22 protein-coding genes and 1 pseudogene are annotated in these 23477 nt (G+C 35.8%); all 23 read left to right on the top strand.

Features of this window, described 5'->3' with window-relative positions; genetic code table 11:
* The first annotated feature begins 997 nt into the window (after positions 1-997).
* Positions 998-1675 carry a hypothetical protein gene (locus tag HPS54_RS09500; RefSeq protein ID WP_172345212.1) on the top strand — a complete coding sequence of 226 codons (678 nt, stop codon included), beginning with the start codon at positions 998-1000 and terminating at the stop codon, positions 1673-1675.
* A 31-nt stretch (positions 1676-1706) separates the two neighbouring features.
* On the top strand, positions 1707-3029 hold the full coding sequence (locus HPS54_RS09495) for a nucleotide sugar dehydrogenase (protein ID WP_216653067.1): 1323 nt from the start codon (positions 1707-1709) through the stop codon (positions 3027-3029).
* A 170-nt stretch (positions 3030-3199) separates the two neighbouring features.
* Positions 3200-3447: pseudogene (locus HPS54_RS12930) on the top strand (IS66 family transposase); the annotation flags it as partial.
* Positions 3448-3585: 138 nt separating this feature from the next.
* Complete coding sequence (locus HPS54_RS13030) at positions 3586-4173, top strand: acyltransferase family protein (RefSeq protein WP_338142814.1); 588 nt, start codon at positions 3586-3588, stop codon at positions 4171-4173.
* Between the two features lie 406 nt (positions 4174-4579).
* Positions 4580-5437, top strand: coding sequence for a hypothetical protein (locus HPS54_RS09490; protein ID WP_172345211.1), 858 nt, complete (start codon positions 4580-4582; stop codon positions 5435-5437).
* Positions 5438-5836: 399 nt separating this feature from the next.
* Positions 5837-6550, top strand: coding sequence for an IspD/TarI family cytidylyltransferase (locus HPS54_RS09485; RefSeq protein WP_172345210.1), 714 nt, complete (start codon positions 5837-5839; stop codon positions 6548-6550).
* Positions 6538-7602, top strand: coding sequence for an NAD-dependent epimerase/dehydratase family protein (locus HPS54_RS09480; RefSeq protein WP_172345209.1), 1065 nt, complete (start codon positions 6538-6540; stop codon positions 7600-7602). The genes HPS54_RS09485 and HPS54_RS09480 overlap by 13 nt, the downstream gene beginning before the upstream one ends.
* A gap of 89 nt (positions 7603-7691) precedes the next feature.
* A complete protein-coding gene (locus HPS54_RS09475) occupies positions 7692-8918 on the top strand; it encodes a CDP-glycerol glycerophosphotransferase family protein (RefSeq protein WP_172345208.1) in 1227 nt (408 codons plus the stop codon).
* On the top strand, positions 8915-10348 hold the full coding sequence (locus HPS54_RS09470) for a lipopolysaccharide biosynthesis protein (protein WP_172345207.1): 1434 nt from the start codon (positions 8915-8917) through the stop codon (positions 10346-10348). The genes HPS54_RS09475 and HPS54_RS09470 overlap by 4 nt, the downstream gene beginning before the upstream one ends.
* A gap of 33 nt (positions 10349-10381) precedes the next feature.
* Positions 10382-11077: a glycosyltransferase family 2 protein gene (locus HPS54_RS09465; protein ID WP_172345206.1), complete on the top strand. Its 696-nt coding sequence runs from the start codon at positions 10382-10384 to the stop codon at positions 11075-11077.
* Between the two features lie 292 nt (positions 11078-11369).
* Positions 11370-12272 (top strand): acyltransferase family protein, encoded by a 903-nt coding sequence (locus HPS54_RS09460; protein WP_172345205.1) that lies wholly within the window; start codon positions 11370-11372, stop codon positions 12270-12272.
* Between the two features lie 3 nt (positions 12273-12275).
* A complete protein-coding gene (locus tag HPS54_RS09455; protein WP_172345204.1) occupies positions 12276-13250 on the top strand; it encodes a glycosyltransferase in 975 nt (324 codons plus the stop codon).
* The gene (locus tag HPS54_RS09450) at positions 13211-14209 is read left to right on the top strand and encodes a glycosyltransferase family 2 protein (RefSeq protein ID WP_172345203.1); all 999 of its coding nucleotides are present in this window, start codon (positions 13211-13213) and stop codon (positions 14207-14209) included. Before HPS54_RS09455 ends, HPS54_RS09450 begins: the two co-directional genes overlap by 40 nt.
* Before the next feature lie 8 nt (positions 14210-14217).
* Positions 14218-15240 carry a glycosyltransferase family 92 protein gene (locus tag HPS54_RS09445; protein WP_172345202.1) on the top strand — a complete coding sequence of 341 codons (1023 nt, stop codon included), beginning with the start codon at positions 14218-14220 and terminating at the stop codon, positions 15238-15240.
* Positions 15237-16118 carry an acyltransferase family protein gene (locus tag HPS54_RS09440; RefSeq protein WP_172345201.1) on the top strand — a complete coding sequence of 294 codons (882 nt, stop codon included), beginning with the start codon at positions 15237-15239 and terminating at the stop codon, positions 16116-16118. Before HPS54_RS09445 ends, HPS54_RS09440 begins: the two co-directional genes overlap by 4 nt.
* A 111-nt stretch (positions 16119-16229) precedes the next feature.
* Complete coding sequence (locus HPS54_RS09435) at positions 16230-17159, top strand: glycosyltransferase family 2 protein (protein WP_172345200.1); 930 nt, start codon at positions 16230-16232, stop codon at positions 17157-17159.
* Between the two features lie 46 nt (positions 17160-17205).
* Positions 17206-18186 carry a glycosyltransferase family 2 protein gene (locus HPS54_RS09430; protein ID WP_172345199.1) on the top strand — a complete coding sequence of 327 codons (981 nt, stop codon included), beginning with the start codon at positions 17206-17208 and terminating at the stop codon, positions 18184-18186.
* Positions 18180-19451: an EpsG family protein gene (locus tag HPS54_RS09425; protein WP_172345198.1), complete on the top strand. Its 1272-nt coding sequence runs from the start codon at positions 18180-18182 to the stop codon at positions 19449-19451. The genes HPS54_RS09430 and HPS54_RS09425 overlap by 7 nt, the downstream gene beginning before the upstream one ends.
* 65 nt (positions 19452-19516) lie before the next feature.
* Entirely contained in the window at positions 19517-19786 is a 270-nt protein-coding gene (locus HPS54_RS13120) for a DUF6625 family protein (protein WP_353477661.1), read from the top strand.
* Positions 19740-20378, top strand: coding sequence for a DUF6625 family protein (locus tag HPS54_RS09420; protein ID WP_336524843.1), 639 nt, complete (start codon positions 19740-19742; stop codon positions 20376-20378). Before HPS54_RS13120 ends, HPS54_RS09420 begins: the two co-directional genes overlap by 47 nt.
* 46 nt (positions 20379-20424) lie before the next feature.
* Positions 20425-21642: a glycosyltransferase family 4 protein gene (locus tag HPS54_RS09415; protein ID WP_172345196.1), complete on the top strand. Its 1218-nt coding sequence runs from the start codon at positions 20425-20427 to the stop codon at positions 21640-21642.
* Complete coding sequence (locus HPS54_RS09410; RefSeq protein ID WP_172345195.1) at positions 21639-22796, top strand: glycosyltransferase family 4 protein; 1158 nt, start codon at positions 21639-21641, stop codon at positions 22794-22796. Before HPS54_RS09415 ends, HPS54_RS09410 begins: the two co-directional genes overlap by 4 nt.
* The gene (locus HPS54_RS09405; protein ID WP_172345194.1) at positions 22793-23356 is read left to right on the top strand and encodes a DapH/DapD/GlmU-related protein; all 564 of its coding nucleotides are present in this window, start codon (positions 22793-22795) and stop codon (positions 23354-23356) included. The genes HPS54_RS09410 and HPS54_RS09405 overlap by 4 nt, the downstream gene beginning before the upstream one ends.
* Positions 23357-23477: the final 121 nt, after the last annotated feature.

Raw genomic sequence — 23477 nt, 5'->3', positions numbered from 1 at the left:
ATTTCGGCATTGGTTCGATAAATTAAAGTGTCGCAACTCTAATATAGCGAATTTCTGCGGAAGTACGCTGTATTTTAATATATTGGCAGGAATTTTAACAGTTTGAAATTAGTTTAAATCACTTCATATATATCCTTTAAAGTATATGTATTTATTATTAATTCCACATCTCTATATAGAAAAAAGTGTCACATCTGTCACGTGTCACGGTTTTGGATTGCCTTTCAGAAGGTAAAAACTCCTTGGAATACCCGTCCTTCGTCACATATCTTATTCTGCTAAGGAGTTGAACTTCAGAAATTTATAGAAAATTTTACGACATTTCAGTCCCATCCGATATAACCTTTTCCCATTATTGTATCCACTTTGGCGCGTGACACTTTTTTGACACTTTTCCTTGTGTATCTATAAAAATAGCCTGTTTTTGGTCTTTATTTATAGAATAATCATTAACTTTGCAAACGAAATGTAACATATATTAAATATGTATAGGTTTCAGGAAATCGGCTTTTAACAAGTCTGTATTTTCAATCCTGTTAATCAGGCAGTTGTTACATAATAAAGACTATAATTAAATCTGCGAGCAATCATGTTGTTCTAAGGCGGAGGCAGTATAGGCTTGAATTTATAAAATCTGTTATTCTTGTGCAATATAATATTTGCACGAGGAGAGGTTTTTATTGTTTGTTTTTAATTGAACTCTTAATGCCTGAATTTTATCGTATATATTTTATGTTTCATTTAAGTCTTATACTCTATTGATCGTCTTATTCCTGCAATATATAAAATCTTTATTTTTTGTAGATGTTATGTATTGGCATTATTGGTATTTTGAAAAAGGGTATATTTATATATTTCATGGTGCATTATTGATTTTTGTAATGAATTTAAATTTGTTATAAACTATGGCTTTGTCAATCATGCTTATTGCAAAAGGAGTTGCTTTTTTGGGAAAACACATGCAGCCTATGCTGCATTGATCAAAGGAGGTTCCTATTTGTTGTCTACAAAAGGTATTGTTGCCACAGCGTCAATTGCGGCTAAAGTTACTACATGTGCAGGTGTAGTTGCAGTTGTTGATTCTGCTATAACTAATACAGTCTCTGGATTTTCAAAAATCAAGGAAGGAATAAAGAAGGATAGTCCGTCCACATTTTTGGATGGAATATTGCAATTGCGTAGAGCATATAGCACTACTGAAGATTTATTGAATGACTTTTATTCCTACGTTGATCAATCCGAAAACGATTTCACTGTAAGAGAAACATTGAAACAAGGAGCCGAAGAATTGAAATCCTATATTCAAGTAGAAATAGAAGATTCTTGTGTCGTTCTTTTATCAGAATTAGAAGATTTCTTTGTAAAAAGAAATACTACATTACAAAGATACAATGATAGTATTAATCAAATATATCATTTATATTTAGATGGATGTAGTGGATATAATTATATTTATGTGTTAGGACAGGCTGGAAAGATTTATGATGAAATAATGCGTCTTAATATTTCATTTGGATTGTGGACAGACTATTATCGTTATGATCATTATTTAGCTTATTGTATAGCAGGTTGGATAAAGAATAATTTGTCTCATTGTATTGCGGATCGTAAGACACAAAAAGAAGTTGCTGCTGATATAACTGATAATATTTTCAAATATATAAAAGGAGTATAGAGTTCGTATACAATGTTAAATTTCTAATAATATGAATATTCAAAATATAAAAATATCCGTAGCCGGAACGGGCTATGTAGGTCTTAGTATAGCAACATTGCTTGCTCAGCATCATCAGGTTACAGCTGTAGATGTGATTCCCGAAAAAGTGGAGGATTTGAATAATAGAATTTCTCCGATACAAGATGACTATATTGAGAAGTATTTGGCAGAGAAACAGCTTAATCTTAGGGCAACACTTGACGGACGTGAAGCATATAAAGATGCAGACTTTGTTGTGATTGCAGCTCCGACAAATTATGACCCTGTGAAAAATTATTTTGATACAAGTCATGTGGAGGAAGTGATAGACTTGGTATTAGAAGTAAATCCAGATGCGGTGATGGTTATCAAGTCCACAATTCCTGTAGGTTATACAAGAAGTCTCTATGTGAAATATGCTGCTAAGGGTGTGAAGAAGTTAAATCTTTTGTTCTCACCCGAGTTCCTGCGTGAGAGCAAGGCTCTTTATGATAACCTTTATCCGAGCCGTATCATTGTAGGTTATCCCAAGATAATAGATAACAAAATGTTTGAAGAGGAAAACAATGCTATACGTGCCATCGCTGACGTTGCATTCCTTGAAAAGGCAGCTAACACTTTTGCGACGTTATTGCAGGAAGGTGCGATAAAGGAAAATATCGATACGTTGTTCATGGGGTTGAAAGAGGCAGAGGCTGTGAAACTTTTCGCCAATACGTATTTGGCTTTGCGTGTCAGCTATTTCAATGAACTTGATACTTATGCTGAAATGAAAGGTCTTGACACTCAGGCTATAATTGATGGTGTAAGCCTTGATCCGCGTATTGGACAGCATTATAATAATCCTTCGTTTGGTTATGGCGGCTATTGTCTACCCAAGGACACCAAGCAGTTGCTTGCCAACTATGCCGACGTTCCGGAAAATCTGATTGAGGCCATTGTTGAGAGCAACCGCACGCGTAAGGACTTTATTGCAGACCGTGTGTTGAACAAGGCTGGATATTATGATTATTATAATCGTGGCGATTTCAGTCCGTCTGATGAAAAGCGCTGTGTAGTCGGCGTATATCGTCTTACAATGAAATCTAACAGTGACAATTTCCGTCAGTCATCCATTCAGGGTGTAATGAAGCGAATCAAAGCCAAAGGGGCAGAAGTAATAATATACGAACCGACATTGGAAGATGGCAGTACTTTCTTTGGCAGTAGTATTGTGAATGACTTGAGGACTTTCAAAACACGAAGTCATGCCATTATTGCAAATCGCTACGATTCCAGTTTGGACGACGTACAAAAGAAAGTCTATACGAGAGATATATTTAGAAGAGATTGAACAATATTTAATAAAATCTGCAATAGGAGCATATTGTAAACCCTCAAATTAGGGCCCTTGATAGAAACATATAGGCAGGTATGGTAGCTGATGTCTAAAACGTTCAAATGCAAGCCCAAGAAAGATGATTTAGGTCCGAGAAAGGAGAAAGATGATTTTGACAGGGAGATCCGATAGACAACAACCTTGCAGAGTGAACAATCCGAAAACTGCCCCTACGGAACAATTCGTTTCATTATGGTTGTGACGCCGGTGCCGAATTGGCAGCGACTTATTACAATGTGATTGGGACGGTGAAGCTTCATGACAGTTCTATTTGGAATACATCGGAACATTTTTCAAAAATATCTTTAACGGGTGCAGGGATTATGTTAACATGGTTCCTGGTAAAATTACGTTGGCTACAAGTCAATGTTAAAATCATAACTAAATAATTACCAAACTCGGTTTAGGGCACCCTTATGTGTTATTTTTGATGGAGGTAAATTATTCTTGTATATAGAATAATGATCCCGAAAGTTTTCATCGCATCAATTACTGTAACACTTGCCGTATAATGAAATTACAATTTCAGAGAACAGTAAAAAGAAACCGTTCGTTAGATGGACTGAAATACATTCTGATAGTTTTTGTCGTATTAGGACATTTTATTGAACCAAGCCGATATGACAATCGAATGTCCTGTTTTCTATACAGTTTTATTTATTCATTCCATATGCCGCTTTTTGTTTGGATGAGTGGCTATTTTTACAAAAAAAGAGGTTTTGGGGAAGAATTACGCAAAATCATACCACTCATAGAGGTGTGTATAATTTCGCATATTGGATTTGCATTGCTTAGAGACGGCAGGCTTTCTGTTGGAAATATGTTGTTTTTCGGATACACGCCGTCTTGGTATCTGTTAAGTCTGGTATATTGGCGGTTAGCTTCTTCATTATTGTTCAAGTATGTAGACGTACGCAAATTATTGATATATGCTCTTGTCGTGGAGATCTTTTCGTTTGTTTTTATAAACAAGTATGGAGGCTTACTTTCATTGATGCGTACACTGCAATTTTACCCATATTTTGTTGTAGGATACATGATGAAAAACAGATTGGGGAATATGAACAAATATGGTAAAATAATTTTATCGGGGGGGTAATTGCGATTGCTTTTATATTGCTGACTTCAAGCAGGTTACAGCATCAAGTTGACTTTCAACGAGCCGGATTGCTTGAGCTTGCAGCCACTACGGATCTAAGTGTTATAAGCCTTTTTGTTTTCAGATATGCAGTCATAATATCATCGGTAATGATAAGTGGAGCAATTTTAGTTTGGACATCCCGGAGTAATCTTATAAAAAGGGTAGCCAACTACGGACAATATACGCTGTTTGTATATTTTTCCCAAACACTCATTTATGCTGTTTTGTCGAGGTATAATCTTCTCTTCTACCAGTCTTTGGCGTTAACCATATTGGCAGTCCCATTATTGACATATATTGCAACAAAAAAGTTTTCAAAACTTATGATGAATCCGATTGATTATTTAATAAAGAAATAATTTGTATGAAAATAAAATTAGTAGGACTTCTGTACGACAGGAATATGGGTGATCCGTTGCTCTTCGATTGTACGAAATATCTTTTGAATAGGATTTTTCATGGAGACTCTGAAGGCAATTTACTTTCAAGTGATAATATAACAATAGAATATATAGATTTATTTCAACGAACTGAATTTGATAAAAAAAAACATATTGATTTTAATAACGAGCCAATTTTAAGAGAAGGGCATTTAAGCATTCGAAATCTATTAGGCAATGGAGTCTATAATTTTATCAAAGATATAAAAAACTACATTCAAAGATACCGTTCTGTACAGCGTTTTAGCTCAAGTTTATATAGGCAAGAACTGGATATATATTATAAAAAGCAATTTACAGGAAGTGATCTGGTTATCATCATAGGAGCTGGAACACTGAAATATCATGTTAGAGCAGATTTTGGAATATATTATAAATCTATTATAGAGGCATGTTCGGATTTGTGCATCCCGGTGGTAGTAAGTTGCGTGGGTATAGAAAGCTTATACAATAGATTTGATCCTCGTTGCATTCGATTCGTCAAATGCTTAAACAATAGATATGTGAAATATATCACGACCAGAGATGATTTGACTTATTTACGTCCTTATATAAAACGTAATACTCTAAAATTCAACAAATGTGCTGATGTTGGCGTATATGCTTCGCAAACCTATAATATAACAAGAGAGATTGGCTCTAAAATCATAGGTATAGGGATTATAACCTATAAACGATTTGTCGAATTTGCTAGAGGTATAAATAAAGAGCAATATGAAAAAATTATTTTTGAAATTATAAAAGTACTTGAAAAAAGAAAAAAAGGACTGGCTGTTCTTTAATAATGGAGACAATGAAGATGCGTCTTATCAGGAGTACCTATGTAAGAAGTTCGGATATCCTATAAGTAAAATGATGAAAACGCCTGAGTCTCCAAGAGAATTAGTTGTTAATATTTCTAAAACGGGGGGGTAATTACGTCAAGACTGCACTCTTGTATTGTTTCTTATTCATTGGATATACCTTATGTTGCTATATCATGGAATGATAAACTTCTTCGTTTTTCGGAAAATGTAGGTCGCATAGATGCCATTATTGGAAAAGAAAATTTGGAAGCCCAATATATTGTAGATATGTTGGAAAAATATCAATCCGAGGATTACGAAAGTGAAAAGAAAAAGGCATTTATGCTGACTACATATAATTGTTTTAAAAAGTATTTAATTTAAGTTGTTGATAATATGAATATCGCATTGATTATTGCCGGTGGAGTCGGTGCCAGAATGGGGCAGGACATCCCGAAGCAGTTTATAAATGTTTACGACAAACCGATTATATTATATACCATGGAAGCGTTCCAAAAACATCCCGATATAGATAGTATTGAAGTGGTTTGTCTTGACGGTTGGCATGATATTCTTCGTGCCTATGCCAGACAGTTTGGAATTTCAAAACTTGAAGGAGTAGTCAGTGGAGGCAAGAACGGACAAGATTCTATACGTAACGGACTGTATGATATAGCGTCCCGGCATAATGATGAAAATGACATTGTACTTATACACGATGCCATCAGACCTATGCTGAGCCAGAAAGTCATAGATGAGAATCTTAAGGTTTGTAGGGAAAAAGGAAATGCCATTACGGTAATACCATGTAACGCCGCTATGTTGAAGACATTTGACGGAGTTGAAACGGAAGAACAAGTTCCGAGAGACAACCTTAAAGAAACCCAAACTCCACAAACTTTTTATTTAAAGGATATTATAGCTGCTCACAAGGAGGCGTTGGAAAGAGGGATTACCAATTCCGTCGCTTCATGTACGATGTATATCGAATTAGGAAAGAAACTATATATGTCTACAGGAGCAGAAAAGAACCTCAAATTAACGACAACCGAAGATATTGAAATATTCAAGGCGTTATTGAACGCGAAAAAAGACTCATGGATGCATTGAATAATATGATAAATAACGAATTATACATAAAAGCCCTTCATGGTATAGCAGATTGTATTGAAACCGAAAAGTCTTCATTCCTTATAACGGGGGCAACCGGTTTAATTGGTTCTGTCATTATAGATTTATTGATGCTTTCAAATAGAGGAGGTAAGAGAAATCATGTTTTTGCATTAGGCCGCTCCAAGGAAAAGCTGAAAAAACGTTTTTCTGATTATTTAAATGAGGAAACATTTCATATAATCGAGCAAGATATATGCAAAAGTTTGGATGAGAGCGTTCATTTTGATTATATTATCCATGGAGCCAGTAATGCAGATCCTGTGGCATATGCTAAATATCCGGCCGAAACGATGATTACTAATATTATGGGAACCCATAATGTTTTGGAGTATGGACGTAAATATCCGACGTGTAGAATTGTGGTATTGTCTACGTTTGAGGTATATGGTAACGCCTCTAAAGATGTTTATAGAGAGACCGATACTGGCATCATTGATTTCAATGGTTTAAGAGCCTGTTATCCAGAAAGCAAGAGATCTGTAGAGCTTCTCTCCTGTTGTTATTTTGATGAATATGGGGTTAATGTCTCTATTGCCCGGCTCTCAAGTATTTATGGTCCGACTATGGCTGACAATGACAGTAAGGCTCATGCTCAGTTTCTACGTAAAGCTCTTTTGAGAAAGGATATTGTATTGAAGAGTAATGGAGAACAAAAAAGGACCTATACTTATGTGTTAGATGCCGTCAGTGCCATCTTGACCGTTTTGTTTAGAGGAGCATCTAATGAATGCTATAACGTGAGTAACGAAAAATCCATTGCTTCTATCGCACAAGTAGCCCACGAGGTTGCTGCTATAGCAGGGCAAAAAGTGGTTTTTGATGTTCCTACTGATTTGGAGGCAAAGGGCTTTTCTAAACCGCAGAACTGTATTCTTGACAATACGAAATTGAAACAATTGGGATGGACTGGGAAATACGCTCTTCATGAGGGACTGAAAGAGTGTATGGATGTTTTAAGTATTGATGCGAAAAAGCACTTGAATCAATAGTATGCCGGATGGATTGTATCTGTAATATATATCTTACACGTAAACTGATTGGTTATATGTTCTAACGAGAATAGATAAAAGCAAGTACAATGTTTGGAGTTAAAACGAAAATAAAGCAGTTTATAGAAACTGGTAAAGTCTTTTGTTATAATAACATTATTCTTCCATATAAAGTGCATAAAATACGCAATAAGGAAAAGATAACAGTTTTATTCCTTGTTTCAGAATTAAGTCCATGGAAGACAGAAGAGTTGTTTTTGGCAATGAAGGATCAACCCCGTTTTACTCCAGTTCTAGGCCTATTCACATCGCCAGAGATTCCATCCGCTCGAAAACAACTTGACATATATTGTTCACAAAAAGGATATGAGTATACGGACATAGATCATGTAAATATGAGAAGCATTAAGGCAGATATCATATTCTATCAGAAACCATATATGGATTGGGTGTATCCTAAAAATATGCGAGTTGAAAAACATTTGTATGCTTTGTTTTGTTATGTTAGCTATGCCTTCCATACGGTAAATGAAAACTGGGGATTTAATCTTAAATTATTTAATTATGCATGGCAGGTATATTACGAGAACTATCTTGTCGCAAATGAACAAATTCCCTTTCTTTTACAGAATGGCAAGAATGTTGTTGTGACAGGATTGCCCATACAAGACCGTTTGAATATTAAAGCTGCAGATATAGAAGACCCTTGGATAGATCATACAGGTAGAAAACGTATCATATACGCTTCGCATCACACATTGCCCGGCATGCATTTACAAGGTATAGGCTTTTCTACGTTTCTTGATCATTGTGACTTCATGCTTAAAATGGCCGAAAAATATAAAGACGAGGTATATTTTGCATTTAAGCCACACCCTATATTATATAAAAATCTATTGAAGCTTTGGGGAAAAGAGCGTACGGATGCTTATTATGATAAATGGGCATCACTGGAGAATGGGCAGTTGGAGACTGGGTCGTATACTGGATTGTTCGTGCATTCAGACGCTATGATACATGATTGTAGCTCTTTTACTATTGAATATCACTATACAAGGAATCCGGTTTTATATATTGTAAAAGATGACCATCATGCAGACAATCTCAGTATATTAAATAAAGAAGCATTCAAGTTGCATTACAAAGCAAAAACGCAAAGAGAAATTGAACTGTTTATACAGAATGTAATCAATGGAATAGATTCGTTAAAACAAGAACGAGAAGCCTTCTTTAAAGAAAATCTTATGCCTCCTCACGGAAAGACTGCATGTGAGAATATTATAAACAGTATACTTGGAATAGAGGAATACCAATGAAATCAGTAAAACAAGAAACACTTTCAGGCGTAAAATGGACAGCCATAGAGAAATTCTCCGTACAAGGTATCCAGTTTTTGCTTGGATTAATAATGGCCCGACTGCTTTCTCCTTCCGATTATGGCACAGTTGGAATGCTGGCCATATTCTTCGCTGTTTCACAAACTTTTATCGATAGTGGATTCGGGAATGCCCTTGTGAGGAAGATAGATAGGACGGAAACGGATTTTTCAACTGTTTTCTACTTCAACATAGTTGTATCTGTTGCATGTTATATCTTGTTGTTTACCATTGCACCATGGGTAGGCTCTTTCTTTAATATGTCCATATTGTGCCCAATACTTAGAGTACAATCTATAAATCTGATTCTAAACTCTATGATGGGTATACAGGTGGCAAAACTTACAATTGATATAAACTTCAAGGCTTTGGCCAAACGTAGCCTTTGGTCATCAATAGTGAGTGGAGTGTTCGGTATTATTCTTGCTTACAACGGATTTGGAGTTTGGGCTTTAGTATATCAAAGTATCCTCAGCACATTCATAAATCTTGTTTTTATTTGGATATATTGCAAATGGAAGCCTCGCCGAGAATTTTCGTGGCAGTCGTTCCGAGAATTATTCTCCTACGGAAGTAAATTGTTACTATCCGGCCTGCTCAATACAATTTATGTAAATCTTACACCTATTATAATCGGAAAGTATTTCTCTCCACGTGACTTAGGTTTTTACAGCAGGGGCACACATTTAGCACGTTATCCGGGAGATAACATCAATGGAGTGTTGCAACGGGTGACATTTCCGGTTTTTGCTAAATTGCAAAATGATGATGAACATTTGATACACGCTTACCGTAAGTATATTAGCATAACCTCCATGTGTATATTCTATGGATGTGTACTAATGGCCTCCATTGGAAAGCCACTTGTTTTATTATTATTGTCTTCTAAATGGGCTGAAGCAATCATCTATCTACAAATATTCAGTTTTTCCATCATGTTCGACCATATAAATTCTATCAACCTGAATCTTTTGCAAGTTAAAGGTCGTTCTGACTTGTTTCTACGTCTAGAGATTATAAAGAAAACAATATCTACAATCATATTATTTGCATCTATTCCTTTCGGAGTAATAGGAATATGTATTTCAAAAGTAATCTATACACAAATTGCTGTATTCATAAACACATACTACACAGGCAAGTTGTTTCATTTGGGATATATTGATCAGTTCCGTGATTTTGGAGGCTATTTAATTTTGTCCATCATAGCATGCGTACCGGCTTATCTACTTACGTTCTTAGACATACCTTATATTGTTACACTTATATTGGGCGCATCAACTTCGACAATATTATATTTTATCTTTTTGAGAAAGAACAAATATATGCATGAAGTATTGGAAACGATTAAGTCAAAATTACACTTTTAATAAGAATAAAAATGGTCTTCACAAAAAAACATCATGAGAAACAATCCCAAGCTATCAATCATTATACCAATATATAACGCAGAACAATTTATCCGACGTTGCATTGACAGCATATTAGAGCAAACATATACAGATTTCGAACTGCTGTTGATTGACGACGGCAGTACTGATGATAGTAGTAGAATTTGTGATGTATACTCTGAAAACGATTCACGAATAAAAGTCTTTCACAAGAAAAACGGAGGGGTTAGCTCTGCTAGAAATGTAGGCTTAGATAATGCCAATGGTGAATGGATTGTATTCATAGACAGTGACGATGCGATTAACAACCAATATCTTTCCGTTACAAAGAAAGCCACTGTCGATCTTATTCTAACTGGATGTGACTATTCTGGTGCTACATATATAAAAGACAAAATAAAGATTACGGATAGCACTCTGTCGCATTTTTATGAAAACTATCTACAGACACTACAAATGAGAGTGCCATGGGCGAAATTCTACAAACGGAGCTTAATCGAAAACTTAAGATTCAATGAATCATACAAAGTTGGTGAAGACACATTATTTGTATTGAGCTATTTAAGGAGAGTAAAAAGTATGAGCGTTACCAATAATACTTCCTACATATATACACTTAATACCGATTTTTTTTCTCAAAATACGCATTGGATACAAAGATGGCAGCAAAAATTTGCGGAGACATCTTTAATGCCTACACTGCTTTGAATGTGCGCAACCGTATTTTTGAGAAATTCATCTACAATACTTTTTTTGAATTATGCAGTAAAAACGCCTCCCTGTACAATTGGTACTTCAATGCAAGAATTTTCAAATTGCATTTATATGTTTCTGACAACTACGATTGGCGATATCGGCTGAGTTACTTTAAAAAAGGATTGAAAACATTGATATAATATAAAATCCCTGCATGACAAAAACAGATTCAAAACCTAAGGTTACCATAATAATTCCAATATACAATGCGAGCTTGTATATCATAAATCAATAAAAACAAGAGATGAAACTTATCGAGAGACATACATCAAACCTATTAAAAGCTATTTTACCATTTGGTATAATAGCGACTCATTATCTACCTTTATATGGTTATGACACTTTATATTTGGGTGAAATCATCGTTGCTTTATTTTTCTTTATGTCTGGTTATGGACTTTCTGTGTCAAAGAAAAAGGTGACGATGCATTTATTTGTGCAAAGGATATCAAAATTAATAATTCCTTTTACCATATCGATTCTTTTGTTTCAATTTGTAACATTGGCGTTTGGCAAAATTGCAATTCTCAAAGTACCATATTGCAAAAACTTCACAGATGCTATTGGAATGATTTTACCGAATTCCTGGTTTGTGTATTCAATAGTCATATTTTACACCATTTTCCATATCATAAACCACATCATAAAGAAGGATGGATTGAAATATACAACATTATTTTTATTAATGATGCTTTATATAAAATTAATGTCTAAATATGTGCCAGGTGAACATTGGCATATCACGAGCCTTGCTTTCTTTTCCGGTACGTTATATAAAGAAATTCAAGATAAACGGGTTAAACAAGACTGGCAAATGATTTATTTCCTAATTATGCTTGTAGCAACCTTAACAAGTTTCCTAATCAAAGGCTTTTATTCACGATTACTATTCTTTGCATTGATACCATTCGCCATCTGCAGTATACTTTCATATTGCCACTTTAACACAAATAAGATAATATCATTTTTTTATAATATATCATATCCAATGTATTTGTTACATGGAATAACTATATATATAGTCAATCTCATGGGGGATATACTCTCGTTATATACCGGCTTTATCCTTATTATAGCAATAACGATTCCAATGGCTTACATGGTATATAATTTAGATAATAAGATTCGAGCCAAATATTTTTTTTAGCCTATGAGTGTAATATCAGTAATTATACCAATATATAATGCTTCAAGATATTTGCCGCGTTGTTTGGATGGTATTTTGGAACAAACGTTTACGAAGTGGCAGTTGTTGCTTGTGGATGATGGCAGTACAGACTGTTCTTTGGATATATGCAATGATTATGCAAACAAAGACAATCGCATAAAAGTCTTTCATAAAGAAAATGAAGGTGTAAGTATTGCCAGACAGTATGGTTTAGATAAAGTCTGCACACCATATTTTATTTTTTGTGATGCTGACGACTATGTAGAACCTGATTATTTGGAAAAACTATATGATGCCATAACTTCCAATTGTGCGGATATGGTCATATGTAGATATAAGGAAGAATATAAGACCCGCACTGTCATACCTGAACTTCCTGAAACAGACATCAATGGACTTATCCATAATTTTCTGAATGACAAAGTGTGGGGTATTACATGGAACAAACTCTATCGAATTGACATCACCAAACAACATAACATACAATTCATTCCGGGATTACAAATGTGGGAAGACCTTTCATTTACCATTGATTACTTATTGCAAGCTCATAAAATTGCCTTTGTACAAAAGCCCTTATACCACTATGTTATGTATAATGAAGGTTCTATTACAAGGCATGAAGATTTTAAAAAGAAGAATGATAGAATAATAGCCATTCGGCACATCGAACAAAGCATGAGAGATGCAAACGTTCTGAAAGTTTTCCATGAATCGCTGGTTATAGATAAATATCACATCATTTCCGTAACATACAAAGGATATGGAAAGCAACGCAGAAAATATTTCTTAAATGCTTTCCCTGAAATCTTTGATGACCAATATTTCAAGAAAAAGCATTTCATCATATACATATTGATAAAAACACATTCAATTCGACTTCTGTACTTCAAATATCTTTATGATACAATATTAAAATGGCTGAGAAAGAGAATAAAAGCACTATTTATCAAATGAATAAGTATCAATATAATCTTTCTATTATTATCCCCGCTTATAATGCAGCCCGTTTTATAGAACGGACTATTACCGAAGCATCCCAAATAGTTCCGACACCTGAAATTATAGTTGTAGATGACGGAAGCCAGGACGGTACATACCATGTATGTAAGGGCTTGCAAAATAAGTTATCTACATTATATGTCTACACGCAAAAAAATGCCGGTGTCAGTGCTGCAAGAAATCTTGGTATCAAATATGCCCATGGCAAATGGTTGTTTTTCTGTGATTCGGATGATTGGGTGGATGTAGATGGAATTACAAGAGTATTAAAAATAGCGAATGAACAAAAAGAGAATACACTTATGCTTGCAGCTATGAATTTTGTAAAACCGGATGGGGTATATCTTCATATAGTTCCTGAAAAGCATAATATCAAGCCACATGAATATTTGGCGAGTAACAATTTTCAGGGTTCATCGTGCAATCATTTGTTTCCAAATAAGTTAATAAAAGGAAATCATATACAATTTCCTATAGGAGTAGTGAATACAGAGGATTCCAATTTCAACATAAAAGCCATTTGCTGTTGTGACAATATTTGTTCTGTCAATATTCCAATTTATAATTATAATCATTTAAATGAAGAAGCCTGCCATAAAACAAATTTTTCTATGAACTGGCGTATTGGTCCTCTTCTATCGTCATTAGATATTATTCGTTTCATAGAAATAAAAGGCATAGACATTTCTATTGTATTCCAACAAATAGACCGATTGGTTGAATATTATTACCGTAGTCATATTTACGGTAAGCATACAACGGATGAACTTAGAGACATAAGTCAATTGCTTCGTTCCATTGGTCAAAAGTGTCCAAACATTACAATATCTCCTAAATATAAAATTATGACACACTTACCCGTGGTCGGTATTTGTCTTCTGAGAATTTATAATAGAATTAAATTTGGTAAATAGACAGTATCATGAATTTATCCCAAACTCTGTTCCGTCTCAATGTTTTGAGCGGAGGTTATAAAAAAACAGCTGAATTCTGCGAGAAACACCATAACACGTTCTACCAGAAATTATACCGTATATGGATAATATTACAAGATATTTTTATTGGTATTCCACGTATGTTTAGATATATCCATAAAATGGGATGCGGCAATCCTACTGAACGTCCGATAAAGTTAGCGGCTGTGATAATCGCAAAAAACGAGTCGGAATATATTGCAGAATGGATGGCTTATCACAAAGTAGTTGGAGTAGAGAAAGTTTTCCTTTACGACAACGATTCGGATGACAATATGCATGATATACTAAAACCGTTTATTGACGATGGATTCGTAGAGTACCATCAGATTCATGGTAATAAGATGCAGGGAGTTGCCTACACGGATGCTTTGCACCGTTATGGAAAGATTTGTAAATATATGGCATTTATAGATGGAGACGAGCTGATCGCACCAGTAAAACAAGGCGATAACGTAGTAGAAATTCTTGACGATTTTTTCAATAAACATCCACAAGCCGGCGGATGGGCTATTAATTGGGCGATGTTTGGCTCTTCACATTATGAGGAGAAACCGAATGGATTGATGATAGAAAGCTTTATATGGCGTGCCGAAATAGGCAAGCCTGGAACGCAGATGATAAAGACCGTACTTCGACCGGAATGTGCCTTGATGTACCATCATCCGCACTATCCTATTTACAGGCTGAGATATGATGCCTATAATCATTCTGGTGGCATAGTTTCTATGAATGAAAGTTATATCTCAAAATATGCGGGGCTTCAAATCAATCATTATTTTACAAAAAGTAAAGGGCAGTGGATTAGGCGCAGAAAAATGGGACAGTGCATGACAGGAATAGACAAACCACGTCCTATAGATGATTTTTATCGGCATGACCATAATGATGTGCTTGACAACAGTGCAAGCGTTTATGTTGATGAAGTGAAGAATGTGATGAATAAATATTTAACAACAAATAAAATATGAAACAGCGACTCGAATGGCTTGATGTGATGAAAGGCTTTGCTATGTTTCTTGTAGTCTTGGGACATGTGCTAAATAACATGAGGCTTTTTACTCACCCGGTAAATCTTTGGCTTCATCAGTTTCACATGCCATTTTTCTTCATGTTATCAGGTTTTCTTGCAGTGAAAACGCTCAATAAAGACCTGTTGGGAAATATATGGACAAAATTTATCACCTTGATATTACCTTTCATAGTATGCGGTGTAACTTATGGGCTTACATTTGGGAAAACAAATGAATTCATCTACACAGAGGCTCATGCCGGTTATTGGTTTTTGTTATCACTATTTACTTGCTGGCTGATATTTTTGCCATTGGCATATATGCTAAGACCATTTAGATATGGAAGATATTTCATTATAGAAGCTTTAGTTCTGCTAATGCCTTTCTTTCTTGGCAATCATCTAATGAAACACATTCCTGGAAATGTGCTTTCTGTATCTTCATTCTCATTTACATTTGCAGATTACCGTTTTTTCATTTTGGGATATTTTATTGGTAAATGGTATGGAAATAAAGATATAGTGAAACACTTTTACAGAGTAAGACAATGGATATTTCCCATTTCAATGATTGTTTTTTTAAGCATTACTATCGGTATCTTAATGCAACGAGATTTCATCTATTTTATTCCTATTACCGTATTACAAATAATACTCTCCTTGTCTTTATTTGCAGTACTTCATGATTCCGCCTTCTTTGTAAGTCCCTTTATTATTAGGAGATTAAGTTGGATAGGTCGAAATAGTTTGGCTCTTTATGTATTCCATTTTTATTTTGTTTACTTACCCCCCCGGAGAATTTGGCAGAGAATGCCTCCGTATTTCAGATTATGTTAGCCATTATACTGACTATTGTCGTAATAGCCATCACAATGGCTGTTTCAAGTCCTTTCCGGAACAACAAGATATTGGCATTTTGTTTTTTAGGTCAAAAAAAGTAATATAATTATGAACAATTCTATAGCAAAAGTGGCAGTTATCATTGTTACCTGGAAAGGAATGAAGTGGATAGATAATTGTCTTGCAGGCATAAGGAAATCAACTTGTTCTGTTACGACATTCATTGTTGATAATGCCAGTCCAGATGAAACGCCTGATTATATTGCGCAGAATTATCCGGAAATTAGATTAACGCGTTCTAAAGAGAATCTTGGATTTGGTAAGGCGAATAACATTGCCATTGCACAAGCATATAGAGAAGGATTTGACTATTTCTTTCTTTTAAACCAAGACGCTTATTTACAACCATATACTGTAGAGCGCCTTTTACAAATTGCATCAACAAATAAATATGCTATCGTAAGTCCCATGCATTTAAATGGTGATGGGAGTCATATAGATTTTTATTTCCGTGATTTTGTTATTGGAAAATGTCCGGCATATTTAGATCAGACCGTAACAGGAGGAGAAGATATGATATTCGATAGTGAATTTATTCCGGCTGCTGCATGGTTTCTGCCACGTAAAACGATTGATGAGATTGGCGGATTTGACCCTTTGTTCTATCATTACGGTGAAGATGACAACTATTGTCAGCGTTGTCGGTATCATCATCGCAAAATTGTTTTTACAACAAAAGCATTTATCTATCATGACCGAGAGGCTACTGTGGGTAATAGCGCCATGTATAATCGTAAAATTGCATTCAGACACATTGTGCAGGATTGTGCTGATATCAACAATAGCCTCTGCTTTATCATACAAAAGCAAGGACGTCAGTTCTATGACGAAATCGGACTTTGGTTTATGTATTTATTTACGGGCAAATGGAGGATGCTTCACAACTTTATTGGCGATTATTTCAAGATTCTTTGCATGATTCCAAAGTTCAGGAATAGCAGAAAACTAAATAAAACAATCGGTGTAAATTGGATTTAAAAAAACATTCTCAAAAGAACATCCCCATTAATCTTATCGGTTTTAAATGGAACAAGGTAATCCATTCTTTTCTATCATCCTCCCTGTATATAATGCGAAACAATATCTATCTACTTGTATAGATAGTGTCATATCCCAATCGTTTACGGATTGGGAGTTGCTCTGTGTTGACGATGGATCATTTGATGGCTCATCGGATATTTTAAATGGATATAATTCATTAATGCATAGATATATAAAAATAATACACAAAGAAAATGAAGGCGTATCTGTCGCGCGTAACATAGGGTTGAAAAAAGCAAAGGGGAAATATATTCTTTTCTGTGATTCTGACGACATAATGTTGCCCCAATCATTGCAATACATAGCAAATGCGCTACAGCAAAATCCGGTGGACTATCTTAGATTTGAATACAAAACAATAGATGCGGATGGTAATGACCTTTACCCGAATTATGAAGCTAAACGGCGAAAACAATATAACGGTAAAGTTGTGGATGCAGCTACCTGTATAGAAAAGATTGTCCGGAAAGAGTTCTTTCTATGGAGTGGCGTTTTCAAACGTGGCATAATAGAAAAACACTGTATCGAATTTCTCCCAGGGTGTACCTATAATGAAGACACCCTATTTATGCTGCGCTACTTTATGTTCTGCAAATGCAATACATATATAAATTATATAGCATACGGGTACCGGAAATTCCCGAATGCTGTGACCGCAAGTTTTACGGAAAAGAACTATCAAGGCGTCAAGCAGGTTTTTACGAAAGCGATTGCCTTGTACAATGATTCAGGCCTTCAAATGCAAAAAGCCATCAAATCTGTTGTAGAATCATTGGGACTGCGTATTTGTCAATATGCAATAGAGCATAATAGGCACGACGACATAATGGAAACATCTTCATTCTGCTGCATAAAGCCACTGAACATGGAATGGATTTTAATCAAAACTTTGACTTATAAAAAAATATACCGGCTGTTGCCGGTTATAGAAATAATGAGAAAAATAGCAAGAAGAATATGGTAACAATAAACAATAACCAGACAGCCATCGAACGTATTAATTGGACAAAGGTTTTTCCCGAATTGCTGCTGTTTCTGATATTGCCTCCGATTATAGGGCTTCCCTTAATCATTTATAGAATATGGAATGGCCGGAATACAACTAAAACACAATATTTCGTATTCTTTTTTTGCATTGCGACATATTTTGCTGCTATCAATGCAACCAAAATGCCCGATGGAGACCAAGTGCAATATTATTATGCATATAAGAATGTTCCAGAACAAGGTTTTATAGGCTCTTTGATAAATATATATGGTATAACATACAGCTGGCAAGAAGAACGGACGCAAATATCAGGCGAGTTTATGAATGGCGTATATAACTATGTGGGTTATTATCTCACATTTGGATACTATCCGCTGTTTGCCGCCATGCTGACGTTTGTAGATTATATTCTTATTTTTTTAGGGCTTTATAAATTCTGCCAGACATTAAAGAAACCGCATATCCCTATTGTATGTGGTGTGTTGACTTTATCATTTTTTTATCTGTTTTTCAATTACACTTTACATATACAAAAACAGTTTTTGGCTCAATGCATCATGATGTATGTTTTGGGTATGTATGCTGTTTCAGGTAAAATGACAGTCAGACTATGGATTATTGCCGGGTGTGCTGTCTTTACACATGCCTCAACAGCTTTGTTTGTACCGTTTTTGGCTTTCAAACCGCTGAGGGGAAGATTAAACAAGAAAGGACTTTTTACTATGATAGGAATGATGGTAGCATTCGTTTTGCTCGGGCCTAGGTTCGCATCTGATATTGTTTCTGATAATTCTGTCGTAGGTTATTCTGCTCAAAGGTTTGCGCAGGCTGAAGGACAGAAAGATTTGGCAAGTGTGATGGTGATGTCTCAGGTGATAGTGATTGCATTGCCAATGTTCTTCATAGTGTTCCGCCAATTATGGATGAGGAGACAGCAACGCATTAATGATTCTCAAGCCTTTATTCTGAATATCGTGCTTTTGTTGCTTGTGTCTATCACTGTCATGTTTAACATGCCGTTGGCACAATATAGATATTTTATGATGCTGTTCGCGTTTATGCCCTTTGTATATCCGTTCATTTTTTCATCAATAAAGGTTCGAGATGATTTGCTGAAAATGTTGTCGTTCATTATGATTGGATGGTTTTATTTTCAATTCGAAAAGATTATATGGAATTATGTTCCGGAATGGCAGATTATGGTATATCCTCCTGCTGTTTTAATTGGTATAGGATTTTAAATATTTTTGTTTTATGAAAGCAGCTATAATTATACCGTATTTTACAAAGTCCCCCTCCTGTATGGATGATGCTAAATTTCTATACATGTGGTCGCCAAAAGAATGTGTATTTTATATATTACACAGATTGTGAAGCTATAATAGACATGGCATTAGATTACCCCAATATTATTTGCTACAAGTGTTCTTTTGAAGATTATTGCGAGATGGTAAGTGACAAACTCAAAGTTAAATTCAAACCAATGCACAGCTATAAATTGTGTGATTTGAAACTTTTTTTATGGATTTATTCACAAAGATATTTTAGAAGAATACGACTTCTGGGGTTACGGTAATAATGACTTGGTATATGGTAATCTTGAAATGCTGATTAATGATAAGATGTTTGAGATGTATGATGTTATCACAACCATGTCTGAAAGAATTGCTGGGCGTTTTGCGATTTTCCGTAATAATAAAAAGTACAGATTGCTTCAATTCAGATGTAAAAAATGGAAAGAATATCTGTCTACAAACGATCATATAGGTTTTGATGAAAGTGATTGGGTGCGGCTTGTTCTTCCCGAAAAACGTATTTTGACTGGAATATATAAACTAATATTCAAGCATTTTCTTTCATATACAAAATGGGTTGAATATACTTATAAGCTTTATAGTAACCGATATACGAGAAAATTTGCCAAGGAATTATTTACCACCCCAATTCCAAAGGATTTTGAAGTTTGGGAGTATGACAATATTTCAGGACGAATGTATGCTCCTAATGGCTCTGAAATCCCATATCTGCATTTTCTGTTCTTTAAAAAAACAAAATACCTTGAAACAGATAAATATTGGAAGGGCGACTATTGGATGTTACAAAATTATGGATTAGACAATCTAAGAAAGATTTTATTTTCACTCAATGGTGTTGTTGGAAAACAATAAAGATTACACATAAACTTCACATGTATAGATAAATAATAATTTCACCATGCATATCTGTTTCGTTTGCCGTGAATATCCACCCTCCAAAAGAGGCGGTGGCATTGCAACCTATATAAGAGGGGTTGCACAAGGGCTTTGTGCTTTGAAGCAAAAAGTAACGGTTGTTTGTGCCTCTGACGACACCAGGCATGATTCACAATATAAAGACGGGGATGTTGCTGTCATCCGTCTATCCGGCGGAGATTTTGTCATCAAAGGTGTCGAAGAAAACACGTTGCTGCAAAAGTTCCGTATGTTTTATCGCTTTAAATCCTATAGAAAGAAGTTGCGTAATGCCGTATTGGCGTTGAAGGATGTGGATATCATAGAAGTGGCGGAATATGGTGCGGAAGGTCTGTATTTCGAGAACATTGGCATTCCTGTAGTAACCCGTCTGCATACTCCTATGCTGATGGACCACTACTCATTCTCTAAAATGTCATTCAACAGGTACACTTGGAAATTTTGGTGGCAAGGCTTGCAGGAATTTAAATGTATAAAACAATCCAAATACATTACGTCCTGTAGCACCTCACTTAAAGAGTGGACAATGAAAGAGTTGGGAATAGATGCAGAGAGAATCAAAGTCATTTACAATCCAATCCGAATTGAACAACCGCCCCCTTCCGCTTCGCAGCAGAAACCGACATCGCCCAACGGGCGACATGAAATACTTTATGTGGGTACCATTTGTGACTGGAAAGGCGTAGGTGATTTATGCGAAGCCGTTAGTCTGTTGACTAATGAAGGAGTAAACATACGCTTGACAATGATTGGCAAACAAGGGGTATATGCAGAATTACTGAAGGAGAAATATCAAGGACAGACTTGGTTTAATATGCAAGGATTCACACCTCATGAAGAAGTGATGCAAATGTATGCACAGGCCGATGTTGTATGTTTCCCCTCGTGGTGGGAGAATTTCCCCATGGTTTGTCTGGAGGCAATGTCACAAGGGGCTATTGTATTAGGCAGTAATTCCGGTGGCATGAGTGAAATAATCAATGATGGTGAAGATGGTTTCCTTGTTACACCCAAAGACGCTAAAAGGATTGTAAATCGCATAAAGGAGATACTCTTCATTCCAACATCAGAACGTGAAAAGATATCCTCTGCTGCCCTTTTAAAAATAAAAATAGATTTTACAATGGATATCATTTTACGCCAAATGATTACTTATTATCAAAGGTGCATTAATGATTACAAAATAAACGAATCACAATGAAAATACTTTGGATTTCACCTTGGTTCGGTAATTACCGGATACCGGTGTATGAAAATTTAAATAAACTGACCGGCGGGAACTTCTACATTATCTGTTCTGAAGAAAACACGTCCAAACTGGTACGTGAGAAGTTGAAGCGCACTTTAAGTAACCATGCCATCATCATGAGTGGCGAGAAACGCATGACAATGGGAAGCGAGGTTTCCGACTTTGCCAACAGCGCCCTGGTTATTAAAAAGCAGCCCGGACTTTACAAGGCTGTGAAAGCCGTGGGGGCTGATGTAATCATAACGGAAGGATTCGGAGGCTGGGCACCCGCCGGTATTCGTTATGCCGTAACCCACAGAAAGAAACTTTGCATGTTTTATGAACGCACAGCATACGTGGAACGCCATTCGCCGACTTGGCGCTCTATGTATCGAAGAATCATGGGAATTCCGGTAGATCATTTCTTAATTAATGGGACATTGACCGAAGAGTATCTGAATGACGGACTTCACTTTAAAAACACACCCAAAGTGAAAGGATGTATGTGTGCCGACAGTTTTGGTTTGTCGAACGCTGTTGCAAAAGTGACCGACGAAGATAAACAAATACTACGCGATACGTTGAAACTAAAGCAAGGACTGACGTTCCTCTTCGTGGGGCAAATGGTTGACCGCAAAGGAATCAAGGAACTGCTGGCTGTATGGAACAGACATACCGCGCAATATCCGGACGACAACCTGCTGGTGATAGGCAAAGGCATACTTGAACAGCCGCTGAAAGAGGAATATTCCACAGACAAATCCATACATATCTTAGGGGGCATCAGCTATGATGAGTTGTACAAGTATTACGCCTTGTGCGATGTGTTCATTATGCCTACACTTGAAGACAACTGGTGTCTGGTTATTCCTGAAGCAATGGCATGTGGTAAGCCTGTGGCATGTTCTATTTATAACGGTGGACATTATGAACTTGTACAGGATGGTGTGGACGGATATAGATTCGATCCACTGAATCCGGATTCAATAGTTGAGACATTGGGTAAGTTCCACCAATCTGATTTGCAATCTATGGGACAGAAAGCAGTAGAGATTGAAAATAATTTTACACCCGATAAAGCTGCGCAACGTATATTCGATGCTTGTCAAAAAGTATTTAAGAAATGAAAATGGATTATAGTAATATGCCAAATGGAAGTGGCAAGATAAACTTCACGTTGCGCTATTTGTTTAATATGTCGCGCACGTGGTTTCTTTTTCATTTCCGTTATCCGTGGGTGAAGTATGACGGGTTTGTACGGGTGATGAAAGGAACTGCTTTTGCACAAAACATGGATGTTCGCATTGGACATAATGTACAGTTTGGTGATTATTGCAACGTGGCCAGTAGCGTACATTTCGGGAACAACATCCTAATGGCTGGCAGAGTATCTTTTGTTGGTAGGCAAGACCACACTTTTTCTACTCCCGGAAAAACCATTTGGAGCGGTGAACGTGGCGACAATGGTATGACGATTATTAAAGATGATGTTTGGATTGGTACAGCGTCCATAATCATGTCTGGAGTTACGATAGGTACGGGTTCCATTGTTGCAGCAGGATCGGTTGTGACTAAAGATATTCCTTCTTGCGAGATATGGGGAGGAGTACCGGCAATGAAGATAAAAGATAGATTTCGATCTAATAAGGATAAAGAAAAACATCTGTCATTAATTGTTGGGATTTAAAGAATTTTATACTTAGTTCGTTTTAAAGTTCAATATGTTTGCTTTATCTGTTGTAGAGTGTAATATTTATTACTTTTATAAATATATGTTTGGTTTATTCTATTTTCATCGAGAAACTAAA

The sequence above is a fragment of the Xylanibacter caecicola genome (genome assembly GCF_013166515.1).
GTDB classification, from domain to species: domain Bacteria; phylum Bacteroidota; class Bacteroidia; order Bacteroidales; family Bacteroidaceae; genus Prevotella; species Prevotella caecicola.
This window is presented reverse-complemented; position numbering and strand designations above follow the sequence as displayed.

What these genes read in the sequence shown, in the direction of transcription:
- HPS54_RS09495 (WP_216653067.1), top strand. Translation starts at nt 1,707, where the DNA reads ATGAATATTCAAAATATAAAAATATCCGTAGCCGGAACGGGCTATGTA.
- HPS54_RS13030 (WP_338142814.1), top strand. Translation starts at nt 3,586, where the DNA reads ATGAAATTACAATTTCAGAGAACAGTAAAAAGAAACCGTTCGTTAGAT.
- HPS54_RS09490 (WP_172345211.1), top strand. Translation starts at nt 4,580, where the DNA reads ATGAAAATAAAATTAGTAGGACTTCTGTACGACAGGAATATGGGTGAT.
- HPS54_RS09485 (WP_172345210.1), top strand. Translation starts at nt 5,837, where the DNA reads ATGAATATCGCATTGATTATTGCCGGTGGAGTCGGTGCCAGAATGGGG.
- HPS54_RS09480 (WP_172345209.1), top strand. Translation starts at nt 6,538, where the DNA reads ATGGATGCATTGAATAATATGATAAATAACGAATTATACATAAAAGCC.
- HPS54_RS09475 (WP_172345208.1), top strand. Translation starts at nt 7,692, where the DNA reads ATGTTTGGAGTTAAAACGAAAATAAAGCAGTTTATAGAAACTGGTAAA.
- HPS54_RS09470 (WP_172345207.1), top strand. Translation starts at nt 8,915, where the DNA reads ATGAAATCAGTAAAACAAGAAACACTTTCAGGCGTAAAATGGACAGCC.
- HPS54_RS09465 (WP_172345206.1), top strand. Translation starts at nt 10,382, where the DNA reads ATGAGAAACAATCCCAAGCTATCAATCATTATACCAATATATAACGCA.
- HPS54_RS09460 (WP_172345205.1), top strand. Translation starts at nt 11,370, where the DNA reads ATGAAACTTATCGAGAGACATACATCAAACCTATTAAAAGCTATTTTA.
- HPS54_RS09455 (WP_172345204.1), top strand. Translation starts at nt 12,276, where the DNA reads ATGAGTGTAATATCAGTAATTATACCAATATATAATGCTTCAAGATAT.
- HPS54_RS09450 (WP_172345203.1), top strand. Translation starts at nt 13,211, where the DNA reads ATGGCTGAGAAAGAGAATAAAAGCACTATTTATCAAATGAATAAGTAT.
- HPS54_RS09445 (WP_172345202.1), top strand. Translation starts at nt 14,218, where the DNA reads ATGAATTTATCCCAAACTCTGTTCCGTCTCAATGTTTTGAGCGGAGGT.
- HPS54_RS09440 (WP_172345201.1), top strand. Translation starts at nt 15,237, where the DNA reads ATGAAACAGCGACTCGAATGGCTTGATGTGATGAAAGGCTTTGCTATG.
- HPS54_RS09435 (WP_172345200.1), top strand. Translation starts at nt 16,230, where the DNA reads ATGAACAATTCTATAGCAAAAGTGGCAGTTATCATTGTTACCTGGAAA.
- HPS54_RS09430 (WP_172345199.1), top strand. Translation starts at nt 17,206, where the DNA reads ATGGAACAAGGTAATCCATTCTTTTCTATCATCCTCCCTGTATATAAT.
- HPS54_RS09425 (WP_172345198.1), top strand. Translation starts at nt 18,180, where the DNA reads ATGGTAACAATAAACAATAACCAGACAGCCATCGAACGTATTAATTGG.
- HPS54_RS13120 (WP_353477661.1), top strand. Translation starts at nt 19,517, where the DNA reads ATGATGCTAAATTTCTATACATGTGGTCGCCAAAAGAATGTGTATTTT.
- HPS54_RS09415 (WP_172345196.1), top strand. Translation starts at nt 20,425, where the DNA reads ATGCATATCTGTTTCGTTTGCCGTGAATATCCACCCTCCAAAAGAGGC.
- HPS54_RS09410 (WP_172345195.1), top strand. Translation starts at nt 21,639, where the DNA reads ATGAAAATACTTTGGATTTCACCTTGGTTCGGTAATTACCGGATACCG.
- HPS54_RS09405 (WP_172345194.1), top strand. Translation starts at nt 22,793, where the DNA reads ATGAAAATGGATTATAGTAATATGCCAAATGGAAGTGGCAAGATAAAC.